The sequence below is a fragment of the Pseudomonas sp. W17 genome, assembly GCF_040268305.1.
In the GTDB taxonomy this organism is placed as follows: Bacteria; Pseudomonadota; Gammaproteobacteria; order Pseudomonadales; family Pseudomonadaceae; genus Aquipseudomonas; species Aquipseudomonas protegens.
Genome location: NZ_CP158490.1, coordinates 4,587,818 through 4,611,125, shown reverse-complemented (window position 1 = coordinate 4,611,125; position 23,308 = coordinate 4,587,818). Strand labels below are relative to the sequence as shown.

The following is a 23,308-nucleotide window of genomic DNA, read 5'->3' as shown; positions in this document are numbered from 1 at the left end:
ATGGAGAGATACATTTTGAGTCAGGTAGAGTTAACCGGTTCAATAGGTGTTTATGATCTGGCAAGCCCTATAAAGCGTCTGGCTGGATACGTTGTTGATATGGCGGTTGTATTTTTTATTCTGTTTTTGAAAAGCTTCATGCTGCATTTGTCTGTTCGCTTCAGCTCAGAACTGGGTCTGACGGTTTTTCAGGGGGTTGATTATTTCTTGACTTTGCTTGCTCTCGCCTACTTTTTGTTTTGCGATGCGCTGCCCAATGGGCAAAGTCTGGGGAAGCGTCTATTCAAGATGACTGTGGTTGGCTTTCCTTATGGACCATCCTGTACCTCTCTTCAATCAGCCTTGAGAAATTTGCCTAAAGCGTTATTCAGTATTTTGGATGGTGTATTTGTATTATTTGGTTTGCGTCGACGACTTGGCGATATGTTGGCTAGAACTGTTGTTACAAATTTGTGAAAAAATATAGTCGAAAAGAGCGGGGTAAAGGTGGCGCTGAGATATTTGAAGAAATATTGGACATGTCTTGCCGATGCGGAGTGTTTGACAAAACACCGAATGTGCTGAGCGATCGAGAGACTATAATCTGGTCTACTACTATGTAACAAGGCTAAAGGGGTGGCTCTAATACCGCTCCTTTTTGTTTATGCTAATAGCTGACCTTGCATCCGTCGCCCCGCCACATCTATTAAATCACACCCATCGCGCAGCAGAATGCTGCACACCAGCGACAGTTCCTGCAGAACAACTGCACCTCTGGGCGCGTCATCAGAAATCGCGAAGTTTTCCAGCAGTTGAGTCACGGCGCGAATGCGATACGCCGCTGCATCGTGAAGGACGTCAATGGGGGCTTGGGTATCGATCAGCAGCGAGGGATTGTTGCAGTCGTGACTGGTAATCGGCATATATCTGTTCATGGAGTGGGCTATTTGTAGTTGGATCTAGGGTTGAAACGATTTAAGTATTAGATGGGGTAAGGGGCGGAATGTGGATGGTGGTGTTAGTTATGTTGAGTTTGCGGCTTCTTTAAAATCTGTTGGTAGTGGTATTTTTGATTTGTTGGATCTGGTTTTTTAGAAGTAATATATTTGGTGGTGGGGTGGGAGTTTTGGAGTGTTTTTTGGAAAGTGCAAGCTCTAATCGTATTGAGAAGTGGTTTAAAGTATGAGAGTTCGTCGGACCCTTGAAAAAAGAATGAGGCAGCTAGAGGCTTCGGGGCGTGGTCGCTTTTATGAAGTGGTAGGGCGGGAGCAGGTTCTATGTTCAGTTGAACTTGAGGCTGATACTTTAGATGTTTTTGTAGATGGTTTTTCATTCGTGGATGAGAGTGGGGTGCGTAAGATTTTATTTGATGATGTGCTTGCTATTAAAAGCCATTTGAATGTGAGTTTCTTTTCTGGTGGAAGAGAGAGTTTTGATTTTTTTCTGCCCATAGATATTGAGTGTGAGTCTTTTAATTTTTCTCTTTCAGTACCTTTTTTGAGCTATTCCAATATTCTAAATATTTTGACTGGGCTCAGGGATGACTGGTGTAAGTGAGTCTTGGGCGGTAAGGAAATGTGGTAATGAATAATTTGCAAAGTGTGGGTCTTAAGTTGGATGTAGGGGTATTGCAGTTTGTGCCAATTAATATTTATGTAAATGATGGGGTTTTTGATTTTAATGTATTTTGTGCGCTTGATAGTGGGTTTTCTGGTTTTTTATCTGAGGAGTTTTTCTGCAGGCTGTATAGGCGTGATATAGAAAGGTTGATATCTTATTTTGATATTCATGTTAAAGGTCTGGTGGCGGGGGAGTTGGCTGAGTAATTTACTTATGTAAATTTGGAGAACGATATGCACATAACAGCCCTGAGTGGTGATGCGGTCGATTTGTCAGATGGAGAGTTTTCAATACGTATATTATTTAATTGTGGTCAGGGCGAAAAGGCAGCGACAAATACTTACTTTGGGTTTGAGACGGTTGTCGATGTATCCGATCTGAATAAATTTTGTATTGGGCTTAAAGGGTTTTTGGCTAAATAGTGATGCTTGGTTTTCAATGGGGCTTTGCTCCCGAAGGCGGGCGTATCCGGTGAGGGATAATAATGAAAATAATTAGACTGATGGCTGACTATTAGTGTTTTCCGTTGTGGGATGTATCACCAGGGTCTTATGGGGATGTTGATCCGGATGAATATCCAATTTCACAAAAGCTTAAGTCAGATCGGATGTCATGGGCATTGAAGTATGATGGAGCTTTAGATACGGAATACCCTCTACACTCCAAATTTCCCAGTGATGCAGATGAGGCGGAGTTTAACGAAGAAGGACGTTGTCTATTGGTACGGCCAAGGGGGGAATTGAAAGACTATGTTGTGATTGGCAAAATGCTGATGTGACTATTGAATTTTTTTGGGGGCGGGGATGGGCGAATATCATTACTTATGTTGTAAATCATGTCGGATCTCTTTGAATCTGGGCAAGAAATTGGGGCGAGAACATTCTCGTTTGGTTGTGCAGGGGGTATATTCTGACAAGCATCGAACTTGGCTTAATGACGGTCGTGCGTGGTTTATTATCCAGGCTTTTATGCAGCAGCATCAGGGGCATGAGCTTATGTTCGTCAGTGATACAGAGTTTCCGAAGATCCAGCTTTATGACTATGTAGAGGGTGATGAGTTTTTGGTTTAGAGGGAGTAAAGAGGGAGGGTGATGAATTGGAAGTTGCACTTGTGTAAATGGCTCTAAATTCTACTCGGCTGGAACTGCTCCAATAAAATTTTTCTGGGTGGACTCAATGGAAATGACTGAAGAGTTTTTGGAGGCCACAGATCTGGACTGCTTGGATGTCACTGTCTATTTCAATAGATAGGCTTTATATAAAAGATTGTGTTCCTGATTTTACTTGATATGTTTCAAGGTTGAGTGTGTTGCTTGAGAAATTTGGTGCGACTGAATTTGAATGTAAGGTTATATTTTAGATTGTTTTGATTGCGTTTGAGGAGATGCATTGTGGAAATGTTAAAGAAAGAGTGTGTAGCAAGTGTCACTCTTTATGATCTTAGGGTTTCAGAGGGTGAGTTGATGGTGTTTGCAGATTGCATAGACATAGTTATTAAAAATTTTAGCGATACAGCTATTGCGGAAAATACAGTGTGTGAGTCGAAGGATGAGCTCTCTTTCTATTTTGATGAGATTAAGGAACTGCTGAAGGGTATGGTCCGTCAGGAGTACTTGCCAGAGCGTTTTAAGGAGGGTCGTTAATTGTGTGTCTGTCAGGAAAATATTTATAGGCTTGTTGGGTGTAGGGGTGGGTTTTTATTGGGATGAAAGTGATGGTAGACGCTGGTCGGGCTGTCGCACAGGTGTCTTGAATGGAGATGGAGTTGATCTAATCGCCTGTTTGTTAATGGATGATGGTGGTCAACCTTATTTGGAAACTGTGCCATGGCTTGATGAAGGACTGGACAAGATTCGTCAGATAAGCAGGGATCAGATTGAAGTGATTGAATGGAGTCGTGATGCTTGGGGCGTAGTTCTTGCTGGTAAGGTGGCGAAAATATATTCCTTGTATGATGAAACGTATTTTTTAGATGTGACTCTTGAAGATTTTGAAGGCGCGTTGCTAGGGTGGAAGAAGTTCATTATCTCGTAATAGATGTTGGTGGGCGTATGTGTCGATTTTTAAATATCTCTAGGTGGCATACATATGACGGTTCTAGACGCTGATTGGCAACCTGAGTTTGGTTCAATATTCACTTGGTTTGCAAAGGATAAATTTGGACGGGTTGCAGTAATGGTGAATAACTGCTTCGGAGATTTGCCCAGGGAGCTGCTCAGGATTGCCGAGGTTGAGTCACTACTCGATCGAATGAATGAATATATGTGGGAGGAGTCAAAAGAGTTTTATGATTACCCGATAGTGAAAGATTGCAGCTTTGATGTGGACCTGTATTCCGCTTGTCGTCATCGAAGTAACTTGTGTAAAGGTTTTATTTTAGATGAGTTTGAGAGTGATTTGGCGGAAGTGGGTAACTACAGTGAGGCCAATTTACCTGTTAATAAGAGCTTCTTTGTCTATCACGCTATTGAAGGCAGCTATGAGGGTGAGGACTATCCAGTAGGGTACGATGGGACTACCAAGATGGGTGATTATTTTAGATATCTGGTCCCGACAGTTTTCGCCTCAGTCGAGGACTTTCCTGAAGCATTGCGAAGAGGCATCGCTGTTTCGGATCGCTTGGACTTTACAGTTGATCGGTTGCTGGATAACGAGCGTATAAATGAATATTTCCCTACTATGTACCAAGGCTAAGGGGAGGCTCTAATACCGCCTCTTTTGGCTTATGCTGCTAGTTGGTCTTGCATCAGTCGCCCTGCCAGATCCATCAAATCACACCCATCTCGCAGCAAAATGCTGCACACCAGCGACAGTTCCTGCAAAACCACTGCACCTTCGGCCGCTTCATCAGAAACCGAGAGGTTCTCAAGTAGTTGAGTCACAGCGCGAATGCGATACGCGGCTGCATCGTGGAGGACGTCAATGGGGGCTTGGGTATCGATCAGCAGCGAGGGAATGTTGCAGTCATGGCCGGTAATCGGCATGTATCGATTCAGAGTCGTTATGGGGCTTCCTCCTGTATCAATCAGAGCCATCACCCTCTGCCGCCAAGCAGAGAAGGGTGACGGATTGCACAAGGTTGGCGGACCAGGGATACAGGACCAGGCACTCCCGAAGGTGTCCCTGCGCAACCCGCCATGTTTCTATGCCCGCGCACCTGGCTCCAGGCGTGGGCAAATTGCTCAGCAAATACAGCAAAACGGCATATTTCACTGCCCGGCCCCGGCCCCTAACCTTGTGTCCATCAGCTTCTCAACCCGGATGGAACACAACAAAAATGACTGAATACAACATCGCCCTGGTGGGCTTCGGCGGGGTCAATCGGGCCCTGGCGCAACTGATTGCCGAGCGCAATCAGGCGTGGAAAAAACAACTGGGTTTCAGCTTGAAGATCGTTGGCATCAGCGATCTGTTCCTGGGCTCCATCGTCGCTCCCCAGGGGCTGGATGCCGGTCTGCTGAGCAAGCTGCCGGCAACCAAGGGCGCCTTGGCGCAACTGCCGGGCGGCCAGGTGGAGGCGCTCAACGAACAGGTGATCAAGGACTCCGGCGCCGACATCATCGCCGAGGCTACCTTCACCAATCCGGTGGACGGCGAGCCGGCCAGCACCTTCTGCCGCTGGGCCCTGGAGCAGGGCAAGCACGTGGTGACCACCAACAAGGGACCGATCGCCCTGCACGGCGCCGAGCTCAAAGCCCTGGCCCAGCGCAATCAGGCGGCGTTCGAGTACGAAGGCGCGGTGATGAGCGGCACCCCGGTGATCCGCATGGCCAAGCAGTCCCTGGCCGGCAGCGAGCTGCTGGGTTTCGAGGGCATTCTCAATGGCACCTCCAACTTTGTGCTGACCCGCATGGACGCCGGCCTGGGCTTTGCCGAGGCGGTGGCCGAGGCCCAGGCCCTGGGGTACGCCGAGGCTGATCCGAGCGCGGATGTCGAAGGTTTTGACGTGCGCTTGAAGGTGGTGATCCTGGCCAACGAACTGCTCGGTGCACAGCTGACCGTCAGCGACGTCAGCTGCCGCGGCATCTCCGGCCTGACGGCGGCGGACCTTGAGCAGGCTCGGGCCGAGGGCGCGCGCTGGAAGCTGATCGGTTCGGCCCGGCGCCTGGCCGATGGCTCGCTGCAGGCCAGTGTCGAGCCGCGGCTGTTGCCCCTGGCTCATCCGTTGGCGGGTATTGGCGGGGCGATCAACGCGGTGTCGTTCAACACCGAACTGCTGGGCGCGGTGACGGTGTCCGGGCCGGGCGCTGGGCGCATCGAGACGGCCTTTGCCTTGCTCTCGGACATCATCCACATCCACCAGTCGCGCACCAGCCGCTAGGAGCCTGTCCATGAATCTGTCACGTCTGGCGCCGGTCGCCGATTCGATTGACGTCTGCAGCCCCTTCGATGGTCGCCTGATCGGGACCGTGCCACGCCTTGACGCCTGTGCCGTGCCATACCTGTTGCAGCAGGCGCGCCAGGGCGTGAACGACTGCGCCGCGTTGCCGCGCCATCAGCGGGCACGGATTCTGGAGCGGGCGGCCTTGAATATCGAGCGCGACGCCGAGCATTTTGCCCGGCTGATCGTCGATGAAGCGGGCAAGACCCTGAAACAGGCGCAGAAGGAGGTCAAGCGCTGCGTCAACACCCTTAAGCTCTCGGCCGAAGAGGCCAAGCGCAATGCCGGCGAGGTGCTGCCATTCGATGCCTATGAAGGCTCGGAAAACCGCCAGGGTTGGTTTTCGCGCGAGCCCTTGGGGCTGATCCTGGCGATCACGCCTTACAACGATCCGCTGAACCTGGTGGCGCACAAGCTGGGCCCGGCCATTGCCGGGGGCAACGGGGTGATTCTCAAGCCCTCTGAGCTGGCGCCGCTGTCGGCGATCAAGCTGGTGGACTACTTGCGCGATGCCGGCCTGCCGACCTCGGTGGTGACCCTGGCCACCGGTGGCGCGGACCTGGGCAAGGCCCTGGTGGAAGCCCGTGAGGTGCGCATGGTGTCGTTCACCGGCGGCTTTGTCACCGGCGAGCAGATCGCCCGTAGCGCCGGGTTGAAAAAGCTGGCCATGGACCTGGGAGGCAATGCGCCGGTGATCGTGATGGCCGACTGCGACCTGGCGGCGACGGTGGAAAGCTGCGTGTCCGGGGCCTTCTGGGCGGCGGGGCAGAACTGCATCGGCACCCAGCGCCTGCTGGTCCAGGCCTCGATCTATGAGGCGTTTCGAGAGGCTTTTGTGCGCCTGGCTCGGGAGCAGGTCAGTGGCGACCCGCTGGCCAGCAGCACGGACATCGGGCCGATGATCAGCCTGCAGGCGGCGCAGAACGCGCAGAAGGTCGTGGATGAAGCGCTGCAACAGGGCGCGCGTTTGCTCTGTGGGCATCAGCGCCGGGGTTCCTGTTACGCCGCCACGGTGCTGGAGAATGTCGACCACGGCAGTCGCCTGTGGCAGGACGAGGTCTTTGCGCCAGTGGTGGTCTTGCAACCGTTCGACGATCTGGATCAGGCCATCGCTCTGGCCAATCAGCCCGAATACAGCCTGCATGCAGGGGTCTTCACCAATGACCTGCGCACCGCCATGGACGCTGCGCGGCGGATCGAGGCGGGTGGGGTGATGATCAACGACTCTTCCGATTATCGTTTCGATGCCATGCCCTTTGGCGGCTTCAAGTACGGCAGCCTGGGCCGCGAAGGGGTGCGTTTCGCCTATGAGGAAATGACCCAGCCCAAGGTGGTGTGCCTCAACAGTCTGGGCTGAGGTCGACTGCAGCAACACGACAGGTCGTCGGGCACCGGGCAGGTTTGGTCACCTGCCCGGTGTTTTTTTGCTGGCGGTGAGGTGCGGTGAATCGGTCGCGGTACGGGCAGTGGTAAAGTTCGCCGCTTCAGGATGAACGATGCGGGAAGCGGGCCGATGATCAAGGTGTGGTTGCAACAAGGGCGTGGCCTGTGGCTGGCGCTGTTTCTCGGGCTGCTGTTGCCGGCCCTGGTGCACGCCGAGGAGGCGCCGCCGGGGCTGGTGAAGGTGCCCTTGGACCGGCGGGTGATCGACCTGACCGCGACCTTGGATAGCGCCACCCAGGAGCGGATGGTGCACAAGCTGGAGGCGCTGGAGCAGCGCCGCGGCGCGCAGATCGCGGTGATGCTGGTGCCCAACCTGGGCCAGCAGAGCATCGAGGCGTTGGGCAACCAGCTGTTTCGTGCCTGGAAGCTGGGGCGCAAGGGCGTAGACGACGGCATCCTGCTGCTGGTGGCGAAGAACGACCACAAGGTGCGGATCGAGGTCGGTTATGGCCTGGAGCCGGTGGTCACCGACCTGCTGGCCGGGCAGATCATCGCCCAGGACCTGACCCCGGCCTTTCGTCAGGGCGACTTTGCCGGCGGTATCGACCGTGCCCTGGACGACCTGATCCTGCTGGTGGACGGGGGCTCGTTGCCCGAGCCTGCGGGGCTGCCGGAGCCTGGGGAACGGGTGGTGCCGCTGGAAGCCTATGCCTTGCTGTTGGCGTTCATTTTCGGCTCGGTGGCGGGAGTGATGCTGGCCGCCGGCTGGAACTGGCGCCGGGTGCTGGGGGGCGCAGTGGCGCTGATGGCGGTGCTGGTGGGAGCCGTGGGCGGCCATGAGTGGCTGGCGCAGTTGTTCCTGGTGCCGCTGTGCATGTTGATCGGCGGTGCGACCTTCGCCGGGCTGTGGCAGGCGCGGCGGGTGTTCTACGGGGTGCTGGGGCTGCTGCTGTACATCGGCCTGCTGACCCTGGTCAGCCAGTATCTGGGTCGTTTGACTTTCCTCTACGGCCTGGCCTGGCCGGCGGGGGGGCTGCTGGTGCTGGGCGGCCATTGGCTGCTGTACTGGATGATGCGCAACCAGTGGCACAAGAGCAGCAAGGGCTTCTTCTGGCGCCTGGGCGTGCTGCTGACCCTGGTGCTGCTGTTGGGGCTGGGTGTCGACGCCTGGCAGGTGGCTCAGCGCTGGCTGAGGGTGCTGCCATTCGCCTATTGCCTGAGCTTCATCCTGTTTGCCGATACTCGTCGCTTTCGTTGGAGCGGCGTAGGCGGCAGCCGCAGTGGCGGCCATTCCGATTCGGGCGGCGGGTTTTCCGGTGGCGGTGGTTCCAGTGGCGGCGGCGGGGCTTCCGGCAGTTGGTGACAGTGCGTGGCCTGGACATTTTTTTGCGGGTGACCTGCCTGCTGGCGTGCACTGGCTCATAGCGCGGACCGGCCATGGCATGGCCGTGTCCGCCTGTTGCGGATCAGACCACTTCGTCGATCAATGAAGTTTTTGCTGGTGTGAGCGAGGGCGCTGGGGTGGCCGGTTGCTTGAGTTGGTCGCGCAGCCGTTCCAGGGCTTCTTTCTGTTCGGCGGTCATGGGCGGCGGCGGGGTATCGGAAACGGGGAGGGTGATGGGGCCGTGCGTGCCGCCGCTGGTCAGTGGGGGTAAAGGACGATTGTTGATTTCCATGTCACTGCTTCCGTGAGTGAGGGGTGAACCCAGGGTAGCGACTGTTTGTGGCGGACCTTGAGTAGGAATAGCCGGGCATGCGCGAATGAATCTTGCAGTTGATAATTGTTCTCACCTGATAATAAGATATGTTATTACATTATTTTTATCTTAAGGAAGCCGTTGCCATGAAAGTCCTGTCGTCCCTCAAAGAAGCCAAGAATCGTCACCGCGACTGTCAGATCGTCAAGCGTCGCGGTCGCATCTATGTGATTTGCAAATCCAATCCGCGCTTCAAGGCTCGCCAGGGCGGGGCGAAGAACCGGAACAAGGGGTGAGTACGGGGGCGGTCGGGAGTGACAAGGCGCTGCTGGAGCGAGCCACTCCCGACAGCACCCAGGCATGGGGGCAGGTTTTTCAGTCGTGCAGCAGGGTCGAGCCGTACTCGTTGAAGCTGTTGCCCAATGCGCTGTTGCCGTTGAGATTCAGATTGCCCACGCCACCGCCAAGCCGGCACTTGTCCGAATAGCAGGGGTGGGTGGTCGCGCTGGAGCAGGCGCCCAGTAGTAGGGTGGCGCCGATCAGCAACACCTTGAGGCAGTTCAACTTCATTTTCAGCATCTCCAGAGCAGGGTCAGGGATAGAGCGAACCGGAGCCTCATCCTACGCCGTTACATGCTGATACACATTGCCAATCAGGCGGGCCCGGAAAAAATACCTGCCGTGCTTGCTGGATGCCGCCTTGGCACGGGGCTGCTCAGCGCCGCGGGGGCAATTGTGTCCTCGGGCCAGACCCGGTAGAAAGGCGCAACGCATTCAGAAAACAGATACCAGCATGAGCGACATTGAGAAACCCAATAGCCGCCTGTTCGACCTTGACTTGCTGCGGGCCATTGTCACGGTGGCCGACTGCGGCAGTTTCACCACGGCCGCCACCCGCCTGCATTCGACCCAATCCACCATCAGCCAGAAGATCCGCCGCCTGGAGGAGATGGTCGGGCAGCGCCTGCTTGAGCGCGGCAATCGCGATGTGTTGCCCACCGATGTCGGCGAGACTCTGCTGGGGTATGCCCGGCGCCTGCTGGCACTGAACGATGAAATGTTCGAGGCGCTGTCCGGGGCCACGGTGGTGCTGACGGTGCGTATCGGCGTGCCGGACGACTTCGCTGCCGGCCGCACCACCGAGCAACTGGCTGCGTTCAACCGGCGCTATCCCCAGGTCAAGCTGGAGGTCACCAGCGGCATGAGTCGCGACCTCAACGCCAGTTATGACCGTGGCGAACTGGACCTGGTGGTGCTCAAGCAACTGCGCAACAGCCGCGAGGCACTGGCCTGCTGGCCGGAGAAGACCCGATGGGTGGATAGCGCGAAAAACCCCTGCATCGATCTTGACCCGCTGCCTATCGTTACCTTCCCGCCGCGCGGGGTGTACCGCGATGCCATGATCAATGCTCTGGAAGCGGTGGGCCGGCGCTGGCATATCAGCTTCACCAGCTCCAGCCTCAGCGGCCTGCAGTCGGCCATTGCCGATGGCATGGGCATAGGCCTGCTGCCATTGCGTGCGGTCACGGCTGGCCACCAGGTCCTGTCCAAAAGCACCGGGCTGCCGTCGGTGGACGTGTTCGAGGTGGCGTTGCTGCACCGCCCGGCGGCAGATCCCATGGTCAAGGAGCTAGCGCGAGTCTTGTCGCGGGTGCTGGCCCAGGACACTCAGGGCTGAAGTCGCGCGGCATTCGATAAATGAATATGGCGGATTTCAGTATTTAATTTGTGCATGTGCGTAACGCTGGATATCGTGGTGGCCAGCAGCGGTCCGCGCCGCTTCCCTGGCGCGTCGACCCGCAGGTTTGTTCACCCTGGCGGCGTTGCCGCGCGGGGCAGCAAAACAACAATGAGGAGAGTCTCCATGTCCAAAACCACCTATTACGCGCCTCACGGCGGGCACCCGGCACAGACCGAACTGCTCACCGACCGCGCAATGTTCACCGAAGCCTACGCCGTGATCCCCAAGGGCGTGATGCGCGACATCGTCACCAGCCACCTGCCGCACTGGGACAACATGCGCATGTGGGTCATCGCTCGTCCGCTGTCGGGTTTCGCCGAAACCTTTTCCCAGTACATCGTTGAAGTCGGCGCCAATGGCGGTAGCGACAAGCCCGAGCAGGACCCCAACGCCGAAGCGGTACTGTTCGTCGTCGAAGGCGAGGTCAACCTGACCCTGCAAGGCCAGGTGCATGTCCTCAAGCCCGGCGGCTATGCCTTTATCCCACCGGCTGCCGACTGGAAGCTGCGCAACACCAGCGGCACCGAGGCGCGTTTCCACTGGATCCGCAAGCACTACCAGAAAGTCGATGGCGTGCCATACCCGGACGCTTTCGTCACCAACGAGCAGGACATCGAGCCGCGGGTCATGCCCGATACCGAAGGCCGCTGGAGCACCACGCGTTTTGTCGACATGAGCGACATGCGCCATGACATGCACGTCAACATCGTCAACTTCGAGCCGGGCGGCGTGATTCCGTTCGCCGAGACCCATGTCATGGAGCACGGCCTGTACGTCCTGGAAGGCAAGGCGGTGTATCGCCTGAACCAGGATTGGGTCGAGGTCGAGGCCGGTGACTTCATGTGGCTGCGCGCCTTCTGCCCACAGGCCTGCTACTCCGGCGGCCCGGGTCGTTTCCGCTACCTGCTGTACAAGGATGTGAACCGCCAGATGCGCCTGACCCTCAACGCAGCGCATTGATCCGACGGCAGTGCAGGGGCCGTTCTGGCCTCCCCACTGCTGAACGGCGAGTGACAGGAACCGGCGATCATTCGCCGGTTTTCTTTTGTCTGAGGGGCACGGTTGCTGCCTATGCCTAGGACTCTCGCTGACCGAGCCGCGCGATCAAACTTTCAAGGGCCGGACGCTTGTCCTGCCACTCCTGGCGAGTAATGCCTAGCAGCACTACGTCGATTCGCTCGCCGTCTTTCAGAATGTTCTGGCGCCGCAGGCCTTCCTGTACGAAGCCAAATTTCAGGTGCAGCCTGATCACCGCTGTGTTGCTTGCGAGCACCTCGCAGTTGAGTTTGTCCAGAGCGGCTTGATTGAAGGCATAGTCGAGCAACCAGAACTCCATGAGACTGCCCAGGCCTTTGCCTTGAAGCTCGGCGTCCAGGTAGAACGCCCAGTCGGCAGTTTTCTGCAGGGCATTGATGGCATTCAGGGACACGACCCCCAAGGCTTGCCCGGCGTCGACCGCGACAAACACCTCCTGACGCCGGTTGCCTTGAAGGCTGCTCAGCCAGTTTGCATGTTCCTGTTCGCTGATTTCATGGGAGGTGTACATGTACTTGCGCACCTCCTGCTGGTTGCGCAGCGCGCGCACTTGAGCTTGAACGGTGGGGCTGCTAGCAAGCAAAGGAATGAGCTGCATGGGAGGGTCCTGGATTGGAGGCGAGCCTGAGGTGCGATCTTCAGGCGCGAAGATTCTTTCAGACTAGAGATTATTCGGCCAGCAAGCTTGCTGCAGGTGTCGGGAGGTGCTGGAGGTTCGTGGGATCGGCCTGGGCGGCCAGTGCCGGTTTATATGAGGGCTGGGTGTAATCAGGGAGGGAGCGCTGTAGCGCTGCCCTCACATCTCGATGGTTGGAATGGTGGTCTTGCCGCAGCTTATAAGTTGCCCTGCGGTTACCTGGAGCCCATTGCTGGGCTTGATGCTGTAGCCGATAAGAACGCCTGCCATTACCAAGGCCATGTATAGAGCCGTTTTTCTCAAGATCATGCCGATGCCCACTGAATGATTGATCGGAAAGCGTGCAGCACTGATTGCCATTCCGGAAAAAGGTTCCTGCTACAGGTGAGCAACGGATACAGCGTGTGGCATTGGCCAGGGTTGTCGATTGGCTCGCCTTATCGGTAAAGTCCCAGCGCGTCGTCAGCGTGCTTGTCAGTCGTCCTTATCCGCCTGCGGACACAGTCCATGGTTCATTCGGACCACCTTGCCAGCTACGTCAGTGCGAGCCTGGGAGTTGCATCGCCTCGCACCGCGCTACTTGACAACGCGAGTCAGGAAAGCCGGCTCGATCAGGGGGACACCGTCACCGCCGACGATGATAGGGCACTCATCAAGCGGCTAGCAGAGCAGGGCGGTTTCCCAGCGACGCAGCCTGCGCGCAGGCTGGATTTGCCATGAGGTGGTTCGCCAACCTCTCGACAAAATCATCCGTCCTGCTCACATCAGCTTCAGCAATGAATGCCGGGATGCTTATTGGCTCAAGTACTTCTCTGCTTAGCCGCCGATTCTCTATAGCGCCGAGATATCTGCTCGAGTCGTTTCGCCGACGCTGCAGGATCAGTACTTCCATGGAGCCACGAAATGCTTGAAGAACCGTTTTTTCCTTACCAGAGCCTGGCGTCCGACTTGCTCGCTTTCCTGCCTGAGGACAGCACGGACGGCTCTCACGATCTTTCTCATATTCATCGGGTCTGGATGAATGTTCGGCGCCTGCAGGACAAGGAAGGTGGGGACCTGGAGGCGTTGCTTGCCGCAACCCTCTTGCACGATTGCGTGGCCGTCGAGAAAAACTCGCCATTGCGATCGCAGGCATCCACTCTTTCGGCCAATAAAGCAGCGTCTATTCTGCAGCGCATGGGCTGGCCTGCCCCGCGTATTGAGCTTGTTGCCCACGCGGTCCAGGCTCATAGCTTCTCCGCAGGCGTCGAACCCCTCACCCTGGAAGCCAGGATCCTTCAGGACAGCGACCGCCTGGACGCCATCGGCATGATCGGAGTCGCCCGTTGTTTCTACATCGCTGGGCGAATGGGCTCTGCGCTGTACGACATCACAAACCCCACCGCCATCGGCAGGCCCTATCAAGACAAGCGTTTTACCATTGAGCACTTCCACACCAAGCTACTCTCCCTTGCCTCGGGATTTCAGACGGTCGAAGGGGCGCGGTTGGCGGCAGTCAGGCATGCGCGCCTGAAGGATTTCCTGGACGGATTCATGGAGGAGATCGGAGCTCCCGATTAATCGTCAGGCCGTAGGCCTGACGCGGAAGGCCAGGAGCACCGGGCCGAATGGAAAGGTGCTGACTTCCAGCTCATCCAGGGGATTGAGCGTGCGCGTGCGGCCCCCTGCGTTGCTGTAGATCATGTGGCTGCTCGATACCGCGATGTTGATCTTGCCTGCTGCAGCCTGGATCAGAGTGGCCTTGAACCCTTCAGTCACATCGTCACCTATCGTGAGCGTGACGTCGGTGTCGCTAATGACCAGGATCGACTTACCTGAATCCGCCATGGTCAGGGGCCTGCTGCCGGTGATCGAGACATTGGGGTGCACATGGCCCCCAGCGTGGTAGCTGACCATCCTGGGGTCGGCGAAGACGCGGGCGAAGGAGCCGACATAATTGACACTGGCGCGCATGTCATCGAATTGTTCGACCACATAGGTGCCGATGCTGCCCGAGACTTCGCCGTTGGGGTCCATGACCCATTTGCGTCCCACCATCAGCCCGATCTGGGTGTTGGCTCGTACACCGGCACGCATCTCCTCGAGAAACAGCTGGCTGATCTGGCCGCCGCCTTTGCCCTGGACATAGGTAAAGCGTGCTATGGAGTGGCTGTCCCCCGTAGGGCTGCCTTGGGCTGTATCGACCCGGTAGTCGACAAAGTCCGCTGATACGGTGGTGGTCGTGGTGTTGGCGTTAGGTGCCCAGGTGAAATCCAAGACCCTTCCGGTTTTCACCTGTTCCAGCGATGTGGTGGTCTGCGAGGTCGTAGTAGAGCCTGACTGCTTCAAATCATCGTTCATGCTGCTCATCCTTAAGTGAAGTGCGTGCTTGAGTGCGGGCTGAACTGGCCCGACGCCTAAGCTTGTAGAGCATGACTCATGCGGTGCTCGTCAGTAATGGGTTTCCATTGCATCGAAATATGCTCAACCTCCTTTGTGTCATTGCGCAAGTACGCCATCGTCACCCGGCTGCGTATCGCGGCGTTTATCGCCCAGATCGGCCACGAGTCAGGCCAGTTGCAGTGGGTTCGCGAGCTGGGCAGCGACCAGTACTTGAGCAAGTACGACACCGGGACCTTGGCCAAGCGCCTGGGCAACACTCCCGAAGCGGATGGCGACGGCCAGAAGTATCGGGGCAGGGGGCTAATTCAGGTCACCGGCCGGGCCAACTATGCGGCTTGCAGCGAGGCTCTGTTTGGTGATGCGCGATTGCTCAACACCCCGGAGTTGCTTGAGCACCCGGTGTGTGCCTCGATGTCGGCCGGTTGGTATTGGCAGCGGGCAGGCCTCAATACCCTGGCCGACCAGGGTGACTTTCTCACTATCACTCGCCGTATCAACGGCGGCACCAATGGCTTGTCCGACCGCGAGGCGCTGTATAAGCGTGCGCTGAAGGTGCTGTCGTGAGCGCGCTGGGTGCACGTGGACTGATTGGCGCTCTGGTACTGGGGCTTGCCCTCGGCGCCTGGGCTGCTTGGGCCTGGCAAGCCAACCGCTACGGCGAGCAACTGGCCGCCCAGGCCGAGGCGAATCAGCGCTCTCGCGAGCAGGCGGCGGTGGCGGTGATCGATTGGCAGGAACGCCAGCAGGTTGAGCGCCGAGCGCTGGAGGATCGGCTGCAGGTGAATGACGAAACCCACTACAAGGACCTGCGAAATGCTCAAACCGAGCAGGCTCGCCTGCGTGACCGGCTGGCTACTGCTGATGTGCGGCTGTCAGTCCTACTCGCCGCCCCGGGTGGTGGCGGTGGGCTGCCAGCCGACACCGGCGGCGCGGGCGTGGATCATGGAGAAGCGCGAGCCGAACTTGACCCAGCGCATGCTCAACGAATTATCGCCATCGCCGGAGACGGTGACCAGGGACTGATCGCGTTGGCTGCGTGTCAGGAGTATGTGCGGGGGCTGCAAGCGAGCAAAGAGTAGTCAGAATGAAGAGGCCCGGCGATAGTCCGGGCTTATTATTGTTTACGTCTAAAATTAACCTAGGCAACGAGTTTGGAGGATCCTGGATTTTTCTTGAGTGCCTTCATCAGCAGCATTTGTTCATTCAACTCTTCAGCCCAAGGAGCAAAGCAAGGGAGGCATGAGTCGTTGACCCAACGTCAATAAACTGAAAATGTTGCAGTTGTCGGGTCTTGGTGTTTTCGTTTCAAAACTGGGCAAAACTTTGGAGCGTCCCTTCAGACCATTATTAGGATTAGGGAAAAATCCGAGGGTGTAATATTAGGCGGTCTGAGGGACTGTTTCGAAAAAATAACTGCCGTGAATCCCCTAATCAGTTATCCCTTCAGTACTTATAGAAGATGCTAAAAGCCTGGGGGGATATAACCGGGAACATAAGGAATATTTTGGCACTTGCCATGAAATACTTCTCCATTCTGAATTTTGAAAAGCACTATTTTTTTTGCTTTGTTCACCGTTGCTTCAATCTTGCAGTCGGAGCTATGACCGACGTTCTCGTAATACTCGGTATGGGTCAAACCATTACTGCCTTGTGTCATGGATGTTCCGGCTGCCTCAGTTGTCGACCACTGAGAGGATTTGTACCACGTCATTACGACAAGTGTACCTGCATCAGGATCTTGAGTTGCTTTCATCGTATCGGGCCTGCCAAACAGATTCAGCGCCTCTTGGGCATCGCGACCTTCCCAACGACTTTGAGCAATTAAGGAACAGCCGCTGCTTACCATTATGCCTGACACTGCTAGCATTAAAGAAAACGTTTTAATCCATTGATATATCATGGAGTTTACCTTGCCTGGACTTTTCAGGGTTTTTGTTGTTTAACATTTCATCCAGCTCTTCCATTGGGCTCTTCGGCGGTGCTTGTACCTCCGTGATGATCCCGAGCATTTTCATCTGATCAAATTTACCCAGTGACAACATGCCGTTGAAGACTCGATCTTGGGGATTACATACAAAGGCAAATGTATATAAAAGCGCCTTGTCATCCAACGTATGCCACTCATTGGAGACTTTCAAATCCCGGCGTGCGTAGCTCGTTCGTTCTATTGATGTTCCTTTAAGAAAGCGGGCTCTGTGCTTGGAGCACTGGACTTCAACTGAATAGACATCCGCCAATGGCTTGGATGGGTCAGCGAAGACTTGGTTTACGTCTACTGACTGAAGCCCACCCGCCGCTTGACTCCGTGGCGTCATGGACGTGAGATCAGCGACAAACACTATGTTGTTTTTGCCCGTGCCTATGCTATAGACACGCCACCAATCGCCAATGGGGTTCGCTTTGTCAGCTATCGCTGAAGTGGAGGCAGCAAGTAGTAAAGTAATTGGTATGACGTATTTATTTAATTTCAAAAACTCTGGCATGCTGTGTCGTGCCTCCTTGAATATGAATTTGTTATCCATTTACATTAAATTAATCAAGCCAAACAAGCACGCTAAAAAATAGAATTTCTCAACTGAGTATCTCGAGTCAGTGATATTTGCTGGCCAGCACACGCTGCCATGCTCGTAGCGTCTGGCGACTAAATTAAGAAGCAAATTAGCTTCGTTACAATCAAAAAGTAAATAACACATTTCATCGATTATCATCAACTTCGAGCGTTAAACTACCCAGCCAAACGTCCCTTATGATACTGCGCGACTAGTCGAAATGTCCGATTGACTGAAATCTCAGAATGGCAGCACTAGTCGGGACTATGATCCCCGTAGGAGGGGGGGAGTCAACTAGCACAAATGTACTAGTTCGAGCGCTTGAAGAAACCCTGGAAAGGACTTCAAGGTTTGGTGAAACACCCACCACGCACAAACGGAGCAGTTGAGTTCCGTTGGAAGAGATGTCCCTGTTGATCAACCTTGGCAAAGAGGGTTATTGCGAACAAGGGTTGATTAGGCGAAAGCCAGCCGAGGTGGGACTGGCCTGCTCGTCTAGGGGATGTTGGTTTCGACGGTTCAAAAAAAGGCCCCTCACCTGGCAGGGATGTGGGCCTTTTTAGTGGTCGTGGTAACCATGCCCCCTACATTTGGCTACTGGTATCGGTCGTGCTGGTAAGCGTATAAGCAGCGCTTAATTTGGGGGATTGGGGCATGCCAGGCATCAGCGTATTAACGATTAGCGATCAGCCCGGTTTGCCGAGCGCAGAGTCCAAACAGCCTGGCTTTTGCGGTTGAACTCAGTACATAAATCGAGCGACTGGGCTTCTGGTGTTCGCGCCTACCATAATGCAATCTGCTACACGCAGGCCCTGCGAGACGCTGAACTTATTACGAATTGGTCTGTCCCGGAGCTGGTGGACAGGTAGTTAAGAGTTACTGCTCGCATAGCGCCGCTCAAACTCCATCGGGCTGAGATAGCCCAGCGTCGAGTGGCGGCGACGGTTATTGTAAAAGCGGATGTAGTCGAACAGGTCGGTTTTCGCCTCGTGGTAGCTGGCATAGCGCGTCAGGTACACCCGCTCAGCCTTCAGCGAACGGAAGAAGCTCTCCATCGCGGCGTTGTCCCAGCAGTTCCCGGGACGTGAATGGCTGGGCACGATTCGATGTCGTCGAAGTAAGGCCTGGTAGTCGTACGCGCAGTATTGGCTGCCTCGATCCGAGTGCAGCAGCACTTCTTCTTTCGGCTGTCGGCGTGCAATGGCCATCTCCAGTGCGGCGTGTACCAAGGCCTGCTGCATGCGGTGGTGCATCGCCCAACCGACGACGGCTCGTGAATAGAGATCGAGCACGACTGCCAGATACAGCCAACCTTGGGCCGTCCGCACGTAGGTCATGTCCGAGACCCAGTGCCGATTGGCGCGATCCGAGGCGAACTGGCGATCCAGGTGGTTCGGGGCAATCGGCAGAGTATGACGACTGCTGGAAACCAGCCGCCAGCGCTTGCGCGAGCGAACGCGCAGACCGGCTTCGCGCATCAGTCGAGCAACCCGGTGTCGACCACAAGCATGCCCCATGGCCGCCAACTCGGCCTTGATTCGGCGATGGCCATAGATCCCATTCACCTCGTGGTGAATGGTGCGGATCTCCTTGCTCAGACGCAGATTCGCCATCTCTCTCGCCGAAGGTGGCCGCTGCTGCCAGGCATAGAAGCCGCTGCGGGATACCCGCAGCAGCCGGCACATTGGCGCTATGGGATAGCGACCAGCCAACGCCTCGATGGCGCGGAACTTCACTTCGTGGGCTGCGAGAAGATGGCGAGCGCCTTTTTTAAAACATCGCGCTCCATGGTGACCTGAGCCAGTTGCTGGCGTAGACGACGCAACTCCGCGCTCTCACCACGCTGCTTGCCGTTGCCCGGAAAGGCATCGTCACCTTGCTGCTCGTACTGGCGCTTCCATTTGCCCAGCAGGCTTTCAGCGATGCCGAGCGTCTCGGCTACATGACGAAGCGGCGTGCCGGCAAGTACCTGGTCTACCGCCTCGCGTTTGAAGGATTCGGGAAAACGTCGTCTGGTCTGGGTCATGAACACTCCTTGCGGTGGACATTGTCCACCTTAAGTCAGTGTCCACTCAGCTCGGGACAGACCAGTCAGGTGAGGTCCAATCCCTTTAGTCGAGCCAGGCCTTGTTGATGTAACCTGCGTTTTCGCCAATCGTGTGAAGCGCCCCACGGGCGGTCTCGCCCACCCCGGCAGCGTTTTGCCGCTCAGCCCACAGAGTTAGCTCCATCACTGCCGCTTCCAAGGCCAGTTGATTGTGGTAAATCCTTTCCAGCACATTCGTCAGTGAGTATTCGCAGGTCACGGTGATCGACTCCTTTCGAGAATTAGTACAAGCATAGAACCGGCAGTGCCCGTGTCAGGTAGCAATTACAGCTTGCTTAGACATTGCTACAAAGCGAAGAACTTGTAGAGGATTAGCCCGTCTGGCCAGGGCGCCGGTTGACTGCTACGCCCAATCCATCATCGGGGCGATGCAGCAATTACTCCCGTCCAGTAACTGCAGGCCATGGTGTGTGGCAAGAATCGGTCATCCTGAGGTTAGGAAAATACAGGACAGCATCCAGGTCGGGCCACAGGTTTTGGCATTCTGTCGGCAAGGTGCCGTAGGGGGGTAGTTGCGGAAACTAAAGAAATGATGCGGAAACGGTCAGATGGTGACGGTAAGCGCCCGTGAGCAGCAGACACAAAAAAGCCCTGAAAAATCAGGGCTTTCTCGTTGAGATTTGGCGGAGGCGTAGAGATTCGAACTCTAGGACCTGTTACAGTCGGCGGTTTTCAAGACCGACCAACAAGTCTAGAGAATTCGGGCCTTTAAAGCTGTTTCGCGTCCTAATACCGCTTCGAAATAGGGCGGCTACAGGCCTTGATCTACAAGGCCCCAGCTTCCAGTTTTGGAACTCTTTTTCGGCTATTTTGTGGGCTTTGCGAGAGCCCCGATGCGACGGTAAACGCGCTCCGTTATGTCGCCTTTGGTATGACCCAGCAACAGGCTCGCATCTTCCACGTTCGTGATTTCGGAGGCTGCTTTGGGGCGGATATCGCGGAACTGAAACTGACGAATTCGGCTCGCAAGAATCATATCGCCATCCGCCTCAGCAGCTTTTGCCGCCTCATCGCGAGCGTCGTCCCAACGCCTGCGCAGCATGGTTGTGGTAACTCGCCTGCCTTCCTCGGTCAGGATGAGATACGGCGAGCTGTGGCTCTCGTTTCGCCGGAGAATGCTCTGCACAAGAGCTCCGAGCCCCGTCTCTTTCCCCTCCACCTCCAGCATGATCCTGAGCTTTTTATGGGTCTTGTTCTGCACGACCCCTAGCGCCGTTCCATCGATGTCATCCTTCCTCATCAAAAGCACGTCTGCGGGCCGCTGGCCGCTCAGGTACGCGAGGTCCATTGCGACCTTCAGCTCCTGGACAGCCTTCTTGTAGACCGCCTCCCACACTACGTCATTTGCATAGAAGTCTCGCGGGGTCTCCTTGTTCTTGCGAATGCCTTGGCACGGATTCTCCCGGGCGGTCAGCCCCCACTCCCGCGCAATGTTGAAGACGTGAGAGAGGGTGGCAATCTCCCTGTTTGCCCTAACCTTTGCGCTGCGCGCGTCCCGGTACTGTGCGATCTGGGAGGGGGTGATCGCATCAATGGGGGCGTCGTCAAAGTAGGGTCTGAGTTGGCGCAGCTCTGCGCGGTTGTCCTTCTGGGTTCGCTCTCCCTTCTTCGGGATGATGTCTCGCTCGTATCGGTCGAAGATGGCCCGCATAAGGCACAGATCCTGCGGCTTGTCCTTTGCTTCCAGCTCTGCCCACTTCAGGCGCGCCAGGCTCAAATCGCTGCCAAGCGTGACCTCCTTTCCTTTGGGGTCCAGGTAGTAATAGCTGACCCAAACCTTTCCATTCTTTCGCGTGCGCTGCCGCACATACATGCGCGGTGGCAGATTCCGATTTTGCGTTTTGCGGGGGCGCATATCACCTCACCTTTGAGACGTCAGGTATCCACGTTGGGGTGGTCGGCGGGGGTGGTGTGAGCTGGACGACTTCCAGAGGTGTGCCCAGTTTCATGCGAACGTACTGCCGCCCAACCAAGGGGCGACCGCTGCGGCTCTCGACAAAAGTCCAGCCACGATCAACGAGCCAGCGACGTTGCCAGCCCCTGAGCTTGTAGCCAGTCAGGTCGGCCAACTCCTCGTCCGAAAGGATCTCGGTTTCCATGGGGTTCTCCGCGCCGCGCGTGGCGGCAGAAGGTGGGTTAGGGCTCGGCGGGGAACCATTCGGTGTCGTATTCGAACTGGGTAACCAGCTCCGGGGCCAGGCTCGGCAACTGGCGCTCGAATACCAGATAGCCGAACGGCTTTTTGATCCAGTCCGGTGCGGCCTTCATGAATTCGCCTTTATAGATCCGCAGCAGGTGGTCAACTGCTTTCTCGAAGTCCTCCTCGCGATAATTCCCCTCGCAGATGGTGCCGTTGCTTGCCCGCCACACGGTGCGTTTTGGCTGGGCCTCGGCAGCCTTGATCTTCTCAGCCATTTGGTCACGGGCGTAGCGCATCTGGTCCAGGGTTAGGGTGGCGACCCAGGCATCGGTCCCGATGCTCTGGGTGTGGCCGTATTCGCATTTGATTTCGGGCATAGGGATTCCTCGCCCGCCATCGCCGGCAGGCTCCGATTGTTGAGTGGGGTGTTTAGGGTTTGTCTTATCGCCGCCGGCATTGCGCCGTGGCACTGTCTCTGTGTTCGCCCGGTCTATGTCTTGCCTACTGCCGGCTGACTGCTCCCGGGCCGGGCGGACTCCTGTTTGGCCTTCCGACTCAGGTGCTCGCATTCAGCGGCCAGCGCCAGAAGGTTCCGCGTAGTCGGTTTGAAGCCTTCAGTGTTTGGGAAGAACTGGTGCTGGTGCCCCTCGGGATATGCTTCGAACGGACCATGCCACGGCCAGTTCATTGCCCAGTCGGCCCAGCAGGTGTAAGCGTCCTGGCCTTCGCCCCAGTAGTCCAACCCGCCGCCGACGCTCAGGACGTGCCGTACACTCGAACGTTGTTCATATGCCAGTTCTGACGGCTCATCATCACGCCATGCCTTCCCGTAAAGCCCTGGGTAAAGACCTACCAGGCGCTTGCTTAGCTTCTTCTCGACGCGAGCTTTCATGGCCTTGGCCCCGTGTAGATGTTCCATGCGAGGTAGAGCAGGGCGGGGAGGATCATGGCTGCACCTCCCGACGCGCCCACCAGCAGACCGGGCCGTCGTCAGTGTCGTGGATGGCCAGGCAGAACCAGCCATCGCCTTCAGGCTTGCTCGGCTCCCAGTAACCGCAGTGCGGCTCATCGGACTGGAAGTAGCGATCTGCGATCTCTTCCGGTGCGTCGTTCTCCAGACTGATCATGACGAGCTGCAGGCCATGCTGTGCGACCCAGGCCTTGCACTTCTCGCCGTCGCCCTCGTCGAAGTCGGGCAGTTGGGGGTGCTGGAACATTCCGTATTCGTCGCGCACGACCGGCGCTGGTTGGATCAGTTTGATTTCTTCAGGCATGACTTCGTCCTTGGCCGCTATAGCGGCTGACTTGAATGTGGGGGTCGGGGGGGGGGGTGGTGGCAACTTGCCTTGATTGAGCGGGCTAAGCTGACAGGTGTAAAAAGCCGTTCAACTTTGTTCCAGTAAAGGAGCTGATGTGCCGCACAGCATGGATACTCCGATTGCATACGAGCACCGTGGATATACGGTTTTCATCAAGTTTGAATGGGAGCGGCCGAACGACGAAGCTCCTGCAGCTGCGCGAGTCATCCAGGTGGGCGACGTTGCGGGCCTTGGAGATGTTGCAGCAGAGCTTCAGGGCCCATGGGAGAGCTACCAAGCTGCTCTGGAGGAAGCTATTGCTGCAGCTGAGCGCTGGATCAACAGCCAGTTGCCGTAGG

At 56.2% G+C, this 23,308-nt stretch carries 34 protein-coding genes; 16 read left to right on the top strand and 18 right to left on the bottom strand.

The features are described from left to right. The first annotated feature begins 15 nt into the window (after positions 1 to 15). On the top strand, positions 16 to 456 hold the full coding sequence (locus ABCR88_RS21185; protein WP_350403464.1) for an RDD family protein: 441 nt from the start codon (positions 16 to 18) through the stop codon (positions 454 to 456). A gap of 185 nt (positions 457 to 641) precedes the next feature. Here the strand turns inward: ABCR88_RS21185 and ABCR88_RS21180 are convergent, their stop codons facing one another. Continuing rightward, positions 642 to 914 (bottom strand): hypothetical protein, encoded by a 273-nt coding sequence (locus tag ABCR88_RS21180; RefSeq protein WP_350403462.1) that lies wholly within the window; start codon positions 912 to 914, stop codon positions 642 to 644. 277 nt (positions 915 to 1,191) lie between these two features. On the opposite strand from ABCR88_RS21180, the gene ABCR88_RS21175 reads away from it, so the two are divergent. From ABCR88_RS21175 to ABCR88_RS21155, 5 genes are all read left to right on the top strand, one after another. Then, complete coding sequence (locus ABCR88_RS21175; protein ID WP_350403460.1) at positions 1,192 to 1,536, top strand: hypothetical protein; 345 nt, start codon at positions 1,192 to 1,194, stop codon at positions 1,534 to 1,536. Positions 1,537 to 1,562: 26 nt separating this feature from the next. Next, on the top strand, positions 1,563 to 1,805 hold the full coding sequence (locus ABCR88_RS21170; protein ID WP_350403458.1) for a hypothetical protein: 243 nt from the start codon (positions 1,563 to 1,565) through the stop codon (positions 1,803 to 1,805). A gap of 1,185 nt (positions 1,806 to 2,990) precedes the next feature. Beyond that, the gene (locus tag ABCR88_RS21165) at positions 2,991 to 3,242 is read left to right on the top strand and encodes a hypothetical protein (RefSeq protein WP_350403456.1); all 252 of its coding nucleotides are present in this window, start codon (positions 2,991 to 2,993) and stop codon (positions 3,240 to 3,242) included. A 4-nt stretch (positions 3,243 to 3,246) separates the two neighbouring features. Further along, a complete protein-coding gene (locus tag ABCR88_RS21160) occupies positions 3,247 to 3,633 on the top strand; it encodes a hypothetical protein (protein WP_350403454.1) in 387 nt (128 codons plus the stop codon). Positions 3,634 to 3,687: 54 nt separating this feature from the next. After that, positions 3,688 to 4,293, top strand: a complete 606-nt coding sequence (locus ABCR88_RS21155; protein WP_350403452.1) for a hypothetical protein — start codon at positions 3,688 to 3,690, stop codon at positions 4,291 to 4,293. A 29-nt stretch (positions 4,294 to 4,322) separates the two neighbouring features. Here the strand turns inward: ABCR88_RS21155 and ABCR88_RS21150 are convergent, their stop codons facing one another. After that, the gene (locus ABCR88_RS21150) at positions 4,323 to 4,634 is read right to left on the bottom strand and encodes a hypothetical protein (RefSeq protein WP_350403450.1); all 312 of its coding nucleotides are present in this window, start codon (positions 4,632 to 4,634) and stop codon (positions 4,323 to 4,325) included. Between the two features lie 242 nt (positions 4,635 to 4,876). Here ABCR88_RS21150 and ABCR88_RS21145 point away from each other — a divergent pair, with 242 nt between their 5' ends. From ABCR88_RS21145 to ABCR88_RS21135, 3 genes are all read left to right on the top strand, one after another. Then, positions 4,877 to 5,920, top strand: coding sequence for a homoserine dehydrogenase (locus tag ABCR88_RS21145; RefSeq protein WP_041118981.1), 1,044 nt, complete (start codon positions 4,877 to 4,879; stop codon positions 5,918 to 5,920). A gap of 10 nt (positions 5,921 to 5,930) precedes the next feature. Further along, positions 5,931 to 7,337 carry an aldehyde dehydrogenase family protein gene (locus ABCR88_RS21140; protein ID WP_325984971.1) on the top strand — a complete coding sequence of 469 codons (1,407 nt, stop codon included), beginning with the start codon at positions 5,931 to 5,933 and terminating at the stop codon, positions 7,335 to 7,337. Between the two features lie 156 nt (positions 7,338 to 7,493). Then, on the top strand, positions 7,494 to 8,726 hold the full coding sequence (locus ABCR88_RS21135; protein WP_337154951.1) for a TPM domain-containing protein: 1,233 nt from the start codon (positions 7,494 to 7,496) through the stop codon (positions 8,724 to 8,726). 103 nt (positions 8,727 to 8,829) lie between these two features. Here ABCR88_RS21135 and ABCR88_RS21130 read toward each other — a convergent pair whose 3' ends face one another. Beyond that, positions 8,830 to 9,039 carry a hypothetical protein gene (locus tag ABCR88_RS21130; protein ID WP_041118978.1) on the bottom strand — a complete coding sequence of 70 codons (210 nt, stop codon included), beginning with the start codon at positions 9,037 to 9,039 and terminating at the stop codon, positions 8,830 to 8,832. Positions 9,040 to 9,206: 167 nt separating this feature from the next. Here ABCR88_RS21130 and ykgO point away from each other — a divergent pair, with 167 nt between their 5' ends. Continuing rightward, positions 9,207 to 9,356, top strand: a complete 150-nt coding sequence (ykgO, locus tag ABCR88_RS21125; RefSeq protein WP_011062095.1) for a type B 50S ribosomal protein L36 — start codon at positions 9,207 to 9,209, stop codon at positions 9,354 to 9,356. A gap of 79 nt (positions 9,357 to 9,435) precedes the next feature. Here the strand turns inward: ykgO and ABCR88_RS21120 are convergent, their stop codons facing one another. Continuing rightward, the gene (locus ABCR88_RS21120; protein ID WP_041118977.1) at positions 9,436 to 9,630 is read right to left on the bottom strand and encodes a hypothetical protein; all 195 of its coding nucleotides are present in this window, start codon (positions 9,628 to 9,630) and stop codon (positions 9,436 to 9,438) included. Positions 9,631 to 9,853: 223 nt separating this feature from the next. Here ABCR88_RS21120 and ABCR88_RS21115 point away from each other — a divergent pair, with 223 nt between their 5' ends. Further along, positions 9,854 to 10,738, top strand: a complete 885-nt coding sequence (locus ABCR88_RS21115) for a LysR family transcriptional regulator (protein ID WP_041118976.1) — start codon at positions 9,854 to 9,856, stop codon at positions 10,736 to 10,738. 186 nt (positions 10,739 to 10,924) lie between these two features. After that, positions 10,925 to 11,761 carry a bifunctional allantoicase/(S)-ureidoglycine aminohydrolase gene (locus ABCR88_RS21110; RefSeq protein ID WP_011062092.1) on the top strand — a complete coding sequence of 279 codons (837 nt, stop codon included), beginning with the start codon at positions 10,925 to 10,927 and terminating at the stop codon, positions 11,759 to 11,761. Positions 11,762 to 11,876: 115 nt separating this feature from the next. Here ABCR88_RS21110 and pseH read toward each other — a convergent pair whose 3' ends face one another. Further along, a complete protein-coding gene (gene pseH, locus ABCR88_RS21105; protein ID WP_350403445.1) occupies positions 11,877 to 12,434 on the bottom strand; it encodes a UDP-4-amino-4,6-dideoxy-N-acetyl-beta-L-altrosamine N-acetyltransferase in 558 nt (185 codons plus the stop codon). 198 nt (positions 12,435 to 12,632) lie between these two features. Further along, complete coding sequence (locus ABCR88_RS21100; protein ID WP_325984969.1) at positions 12,633 to 12,833, bottom strand: hypothetical protein; 201 nt, start codon at positions 12,831 to 12,833, stop codon at positions 12,633 to 12,635. A 543-nt stretch (positions 12,834 to 13,376) separates the two neighbouring features. Between ABCR88_RS21100 and ABCR88_RS21095 the strand changes: the two genes are divergently transcribed. Beyond that, positions 13,377 to 14,033 (top strand): HD domain-containing protein, encoded by a 657-nt coding sequence (locus ABCR88_RS21095; RefSeq protein WP_011062090.1) that lies wholly within the window; start codon positions 13,377 to 13,379, stop codon positions 14,031 to 14,033. A 3-nt stretch (positions 14,034 to 14,036) separates the two neighbouring features. Here the strand turns inward: ABCR88_RS21095 and ABCR88_RS21090 are convergent, their stop codons facing one another. After that, the gene (locus tag ABCR88_RS21090; RefSeq protein WP_350022932.1) at positions 14,037 to 14,813 is read right to left on the bottom strand and encodes a hypothetical protein; all 777 of its coding nucleotides are present in this window, start codon (positions 14,811 to 14,813) and stop codon (positions 14,037 to 14,039) included. Between the two features lie 96 nt (positions 14,814 to 14,909). Here ABCR88_RS21090 and ABCR88_RS21085 point away from each other — a divergent pair, with 96 nt between their 5' ends. Then, complete coding sequence (locus ABCR88_RS21085) at positions 14,910 to 15,419, top strand: glycoside hydrolase family 19 protein (RefSeq protein WP_350022931.1); 510 nt, start codon at positions 14,910 to 14,912, stop codon at positions 15,417 to 15,419. Next, the gene (locus ABCR88_RS21080) at positions 15,416 to 15,934 is read left to right on the top strand and encodes a lysis system i-spanin subunit Rz (RefSeq protein WP_320334819.1); all 519 of its coding nucleotides are present in this window, start codon (positions 15,416 to 15,418) and stop codon (positions 15,932 to 15,934) included. Before ABCR88_RS21085 ends, ABCR88_RS21080 begins: the two co-directional genes overlap by 4 nt. Positions 15,935 to 16,317: 383 nt before the next feature. Here the strand turns inward: ABCR88_RS21080 and ABCR88_RS21075 are convergent, their stop codons facing one another. The 11 genes from ABCR88_RS21075 to ABCR88_RS21025 form a co-directional block, all read right to left on the bottom strand. Beyond that, entirely contained in the window at positions 16,318 to 16,755 is a 438-nt protein-coding gene (locus tag ABCR88_RS21075) for a hypothetical protein (protein ID WP_350022930.1), read from the bottom strand. After that, positions 16,736 to 17,338, bottom strand: coding sequence for a hypothetical protein (locus tag ABCR88_RS21070; RefSeq protein ID WP_350022929.1), 603 nt, complete (start codon positions 17,336 to 17,338; stop codon positions 16,736 to 16,738). Before ABCR88_RS21070 ends, ABCR88_RS21075 begins: the two co-directional genes overlap by 20 nt. A 39-nt stretch (positions 17,339 to 17,377) precedes the next feature. Next, positions 17,378 to 17,563 carry an ATP-binding protein gene (locus ABCR88_RS21065; protein ID WP_077934458.1) on the bottom strand — a complete coding sequence of 62 codons (186 nt, stop codon included), beginning with the start codon at positions 17,561 to 17,563 and terminating at the stop codon, positions 17,378 to 17,380. A 710-nt stretch (positions 17,564 to 18,273) separates the two neighbouring features. Then, entirely contained in the window at positions 18,274 to 19,140 is an 867-nt protein-coding gene (locus ABCR88_RS21060) for an IS3 family transposase (RefSeq protein ID WP_041118966.1), read from the bottom strand. Further along, entirely contained in the window at positions 19,137 to 19,430 is a 294-nt protein-coding gene (locus ABCR88_RS21055) for an IS3 family transposase (RefSeq protein ID WP_033974343.1), read from the bottom strand. The genes ABCR88_RS21060 and ABCR88_RS21055 overlap by 4 nt, the downstream gene beginning before the upstream one ends. An 85-nt stretch (positions 19,431 to 19,515) precedes the next feature. Then, positions 19,516 to 19,710, bottom strand: a complete 195-nt coding sequence (locus ABCR88_RS21050) for a hypothetical protein (RefSeq protein ID WP_253278705.1) — start codon at positions 19,708 to 19,710, stop codon at positions 19,516 to 19,518. 606 nt (positions 19,711 to 20,316) lie between these two features. Next, on the bottom strand, positions 20,317 to 21,366 hold the full coding sequence (locus tag ABCR88_RS21045) for a tyrosine-type recombinase/integrase (protein ID WP_350403436.1): 1,050 nt from the start codon (positions 21,364 to 21,366) through the stop codon (positions 20,317 to 20,319). Position 21,367: 1 nt separating this feature from the next. Continuing rightward, complete coding sequence (locus tag ABCR88_RS21040; RefSeq protein WP_350403435.1) at positions 21,368 to 21,610, bottom strand: DUF4224 domain-containing protein; 243 nt, start codon at positions 21,608 to 21,610, stop codon at positions 21,368 to 21,370. Between the two features lie 37 nt (positions 21,611 to 21,647). Continuing rightward, complete coding sequence (locus ABCR88_RS21035) at positions 21,648 to 22,028, bottom strand: hypothetical protein (protein ID WP_350403434.1); 381 nt, start codon at positions 22,026 to 22,028, stop codon at positions 21,648 to 21,650. A 113-nt stretch (positions 22,029 to 22,141) separates the two neighbouring features. Then, on the bottom strand, positions 22,142 to 22,543 hold the full coding sequence (locus tag ABCR88_RS21030; RefSeq protein ID WP_350403431.1) for a hypothetical protein: 402 nt from the start codon (positions 22,541 to 22,543) through the stop codon (positions 22,142 to 22,144). A 52-nt stretch (positions 22,544 to 22,595) separates the two neighbouring features. Further along, entirely contained in the window at positions 22,596 to 22,925 is a 330-nt protein-coding gene (locus tag ABCR88_RS21025) for a hypothetical protein (RefSeq protein WP_350403429.1), read from the bottom strand. Positions 22,926 to 23,076: 151 nt separating this feature from the next. Here ABCR88_RS21025 and ABCR88_RS21020 point away from each other — a divergent pair, with 151 nt between their 5' ends. After that, on the top strand, positions 23,077 to 23,307 hold the full coding sequence (locus ABCR88_RS21020; protein WP_232512052.1) for a hypothetical protein: 231 nt from the start codon (positions 23,077 to 23,079) through the stop codon (positions 23,305 to 23,307). Position 23,308: the final 1 nt, after the last annotated feature.

Excerpts from the sequence above, each read along its gene's own strand:
- ABCR88_RS21180 (WP_350403462.1), bottom strand. The coding sequence starts at position 914 with ATGAACAGATATATGCCGATTACCAGTCACGACTGCAACAATCCCTCG.
- ABCR88_RS21175 (WP_350403460.1), top strand. The coding sequence starts at position 1,192 with ATGAGGCAGCTAGAGGCTTCGGGGCGTGGTCGCTTTTATGAAGTGGTA.
- ABCR88_RS21170 (WP_350403458.1), top strand. The coding sequence starts at position 1,563 with ATGAATAATTTGCAAAGTGTGGGTCTTAAGTTGGATGTAGGGGTATTG.
- ABCR88_RS21155 (WP_350403452.1), top strand. The coding sequence starts at position 3,688 with ATGACGGTTCTAGACGCTGATTGGCAACCTGAGTTTGGTTCAATATTC.
- ABCR88_RS21150 (WP_350403450.1), bottom strand. The coding sequence starts at position 4,634 with ATGGCTCTGATTGATACAGGAGGAAGCCCCATAACGACTCTGAATCGA.
- ABCR88_RS21145 (WP_041118981.1), top strand. The coding sequence starts at position 4,877 with ATGACTGAATACAACATCGCCCTGGTGGGCTTCGGCGGGGTCAATCGG.
- ABCR88_RS21140 (WP_325984971.1), top strand. The coding sequence starts at position 5,931 with ATGAATCTGTCACGTCTGGCGCCGGTCGCCGATTCGATTGACGTCTGC.
- ABCR88_RS21135 (WP_337154951.1), top strand. The coding sequence starts at position 7,494 with ATGATCAAGGTGTGGTTGCAACAAGGGCGTGGCCTGTGGCTGGCGCTG.
- ABCR88_RS21130 (WP_041118978.1), bottom strand. The coding sequence starts at position 9,039 with ATGGAAATCAACAATCGTCCTTTACCCCCACTGACCAGCGGCGGCACG.
- ykgO (WP_011062095.1), top strand. The coding sequence starts at position 9,207 with ATGAAAGTCCTGTCGTCCCTCAAAGAAGCCAAGAATCGTCACCGCGAC.
- ABCR88_RS21120 (WP_041118977.1), bottom strand. The coding sequence starts at position 9,630 with ATGAAGTTGAACTGCCTCAAGGTGTTGCTGATCGGCGCCACCCTACTA.
- ABCR88_RS21115 (WP_041118976.1), top strand. The coding sequence starts at position 9,854 with ATGAGCGACATTGAGAAACCCAATAGCCGCCTGTTCGACCTTGACTTG.
- ABCR88_RS21110 (WP_011062092.1), top strand. The coding sequence starts at position 10,925 with ATGTCCAAAACCACCTATTACGCGCCTCACGGCGGGCACCCGGCACAG.
- pseH (WP_350403445.1), bottom strand. The coding sequence starts at position 12,434 with ATGCAGCTCATTCCTTTGCTTGCTAGCAGCCCCACCGTTCAAGCTCAA.
- ABCR88_RS21100 (WP_325984969.1), bottom strand. The coding sequence starts at position 12,833 with ATGGCAATCAGTGCTGCACGCTTTCCGATCAATCATTCAGTGGGCATC.
- ABCR88_RS21095 (WP_011062090.1), top strand. The coding sequence starts at position 13,377 with ATGCTTGAAGAACCGTTTTTTCCTTACCAGAGCCTGGCGTCCGACTTG.
- ABCR88_RS21090 (WP_350022932.1), bottom strand. The coding sequence starts at position 14,813 with ATGAACGATGATTTGAAGCAGTCAGGCTCTACTACGACCTCGCAGACC.
- ABCR88_RS21085 (WP_350022931.1), top strand. The coding sequence starts at position 14,910 with ATGGGTTTCCATTGCATCGAAATATGCTCAACCTCCTTTGTGTCATTG.
- ABCR88_RS21075 (WP_350022930.1), bottom strand. The coding sequence starts at position 16,755 with ATGATATATCAATGGATTAAAACGTTTTCTTTAATGCTAGCAGTGTCA.
- ABCR88_RS21070 (WP_350022929.1), bottom strand. The coding sequence starts at position 17,338 with ATGCCAGAGTTTTTGAAATTAAATAAATACGTCATACCAATTACTTTA.
- ABCR88_RS21065 (WP_077934458.1), bottom strand. The coding sequence starts at position 17,563 with ATGATAATCGATGAAATGTGTTATTTACTTTTTGATTGTAACGAAGCT.
- ABCR88_RS21055 (WP_033974343.1), bottom strand. The coding sequence starts at position 19,430 with ATGACCCAGACCAGACGACGTTTTCCCGAATCCTTCAAACGCGAGGCG.
- ABCR88_RS21045 (WP_350403436.1), bottom strand. The coding sequence starts at position 21,366 with ATGCGCCCCCGCAAAACGCAAAATCGGAATCTGCCACCGCGCATGTAT.
- ABCR88_RS21040 (WP_350403435.1), bottom strand. The coding sequence starts at position 21,610 with ATGGAAACCGAGATCCTTTCGGACGAGGAGTTGGCCGACCTGACTGGC.
- ABCR88_RS21035 (WP_350403434.1), bottom strand. The coding sequence starts at position 22,028 with ATGCCCGAAATCAAATGCGAATACGGCCACACCCAGAGCATCGGGACC.
- ABCR88_RS21030 (WP_350403431.1), bottom strand. The coding sequence starts at position 22,543 with ATGAAAGCTCGCGTCGAGAAGAAGCTAAGCAAGCGCCTGGTAGGTCTT.
- ABCR88_RS21025 (WP_350403429.1), bottom strand. The coding sequence starts at position 22,925 with ATGCCTGAAGAAATCAAACTGATCCAACCAGCGCCGGTCGTGCGCGAC.
- ABCR88_RS21020 (WP_232512052.1), top strand. The coding sequence starts at position 23,077 with ATGGATACTCCGATTGCATACGAGCACCGTGGATATACGGTTTTCATC.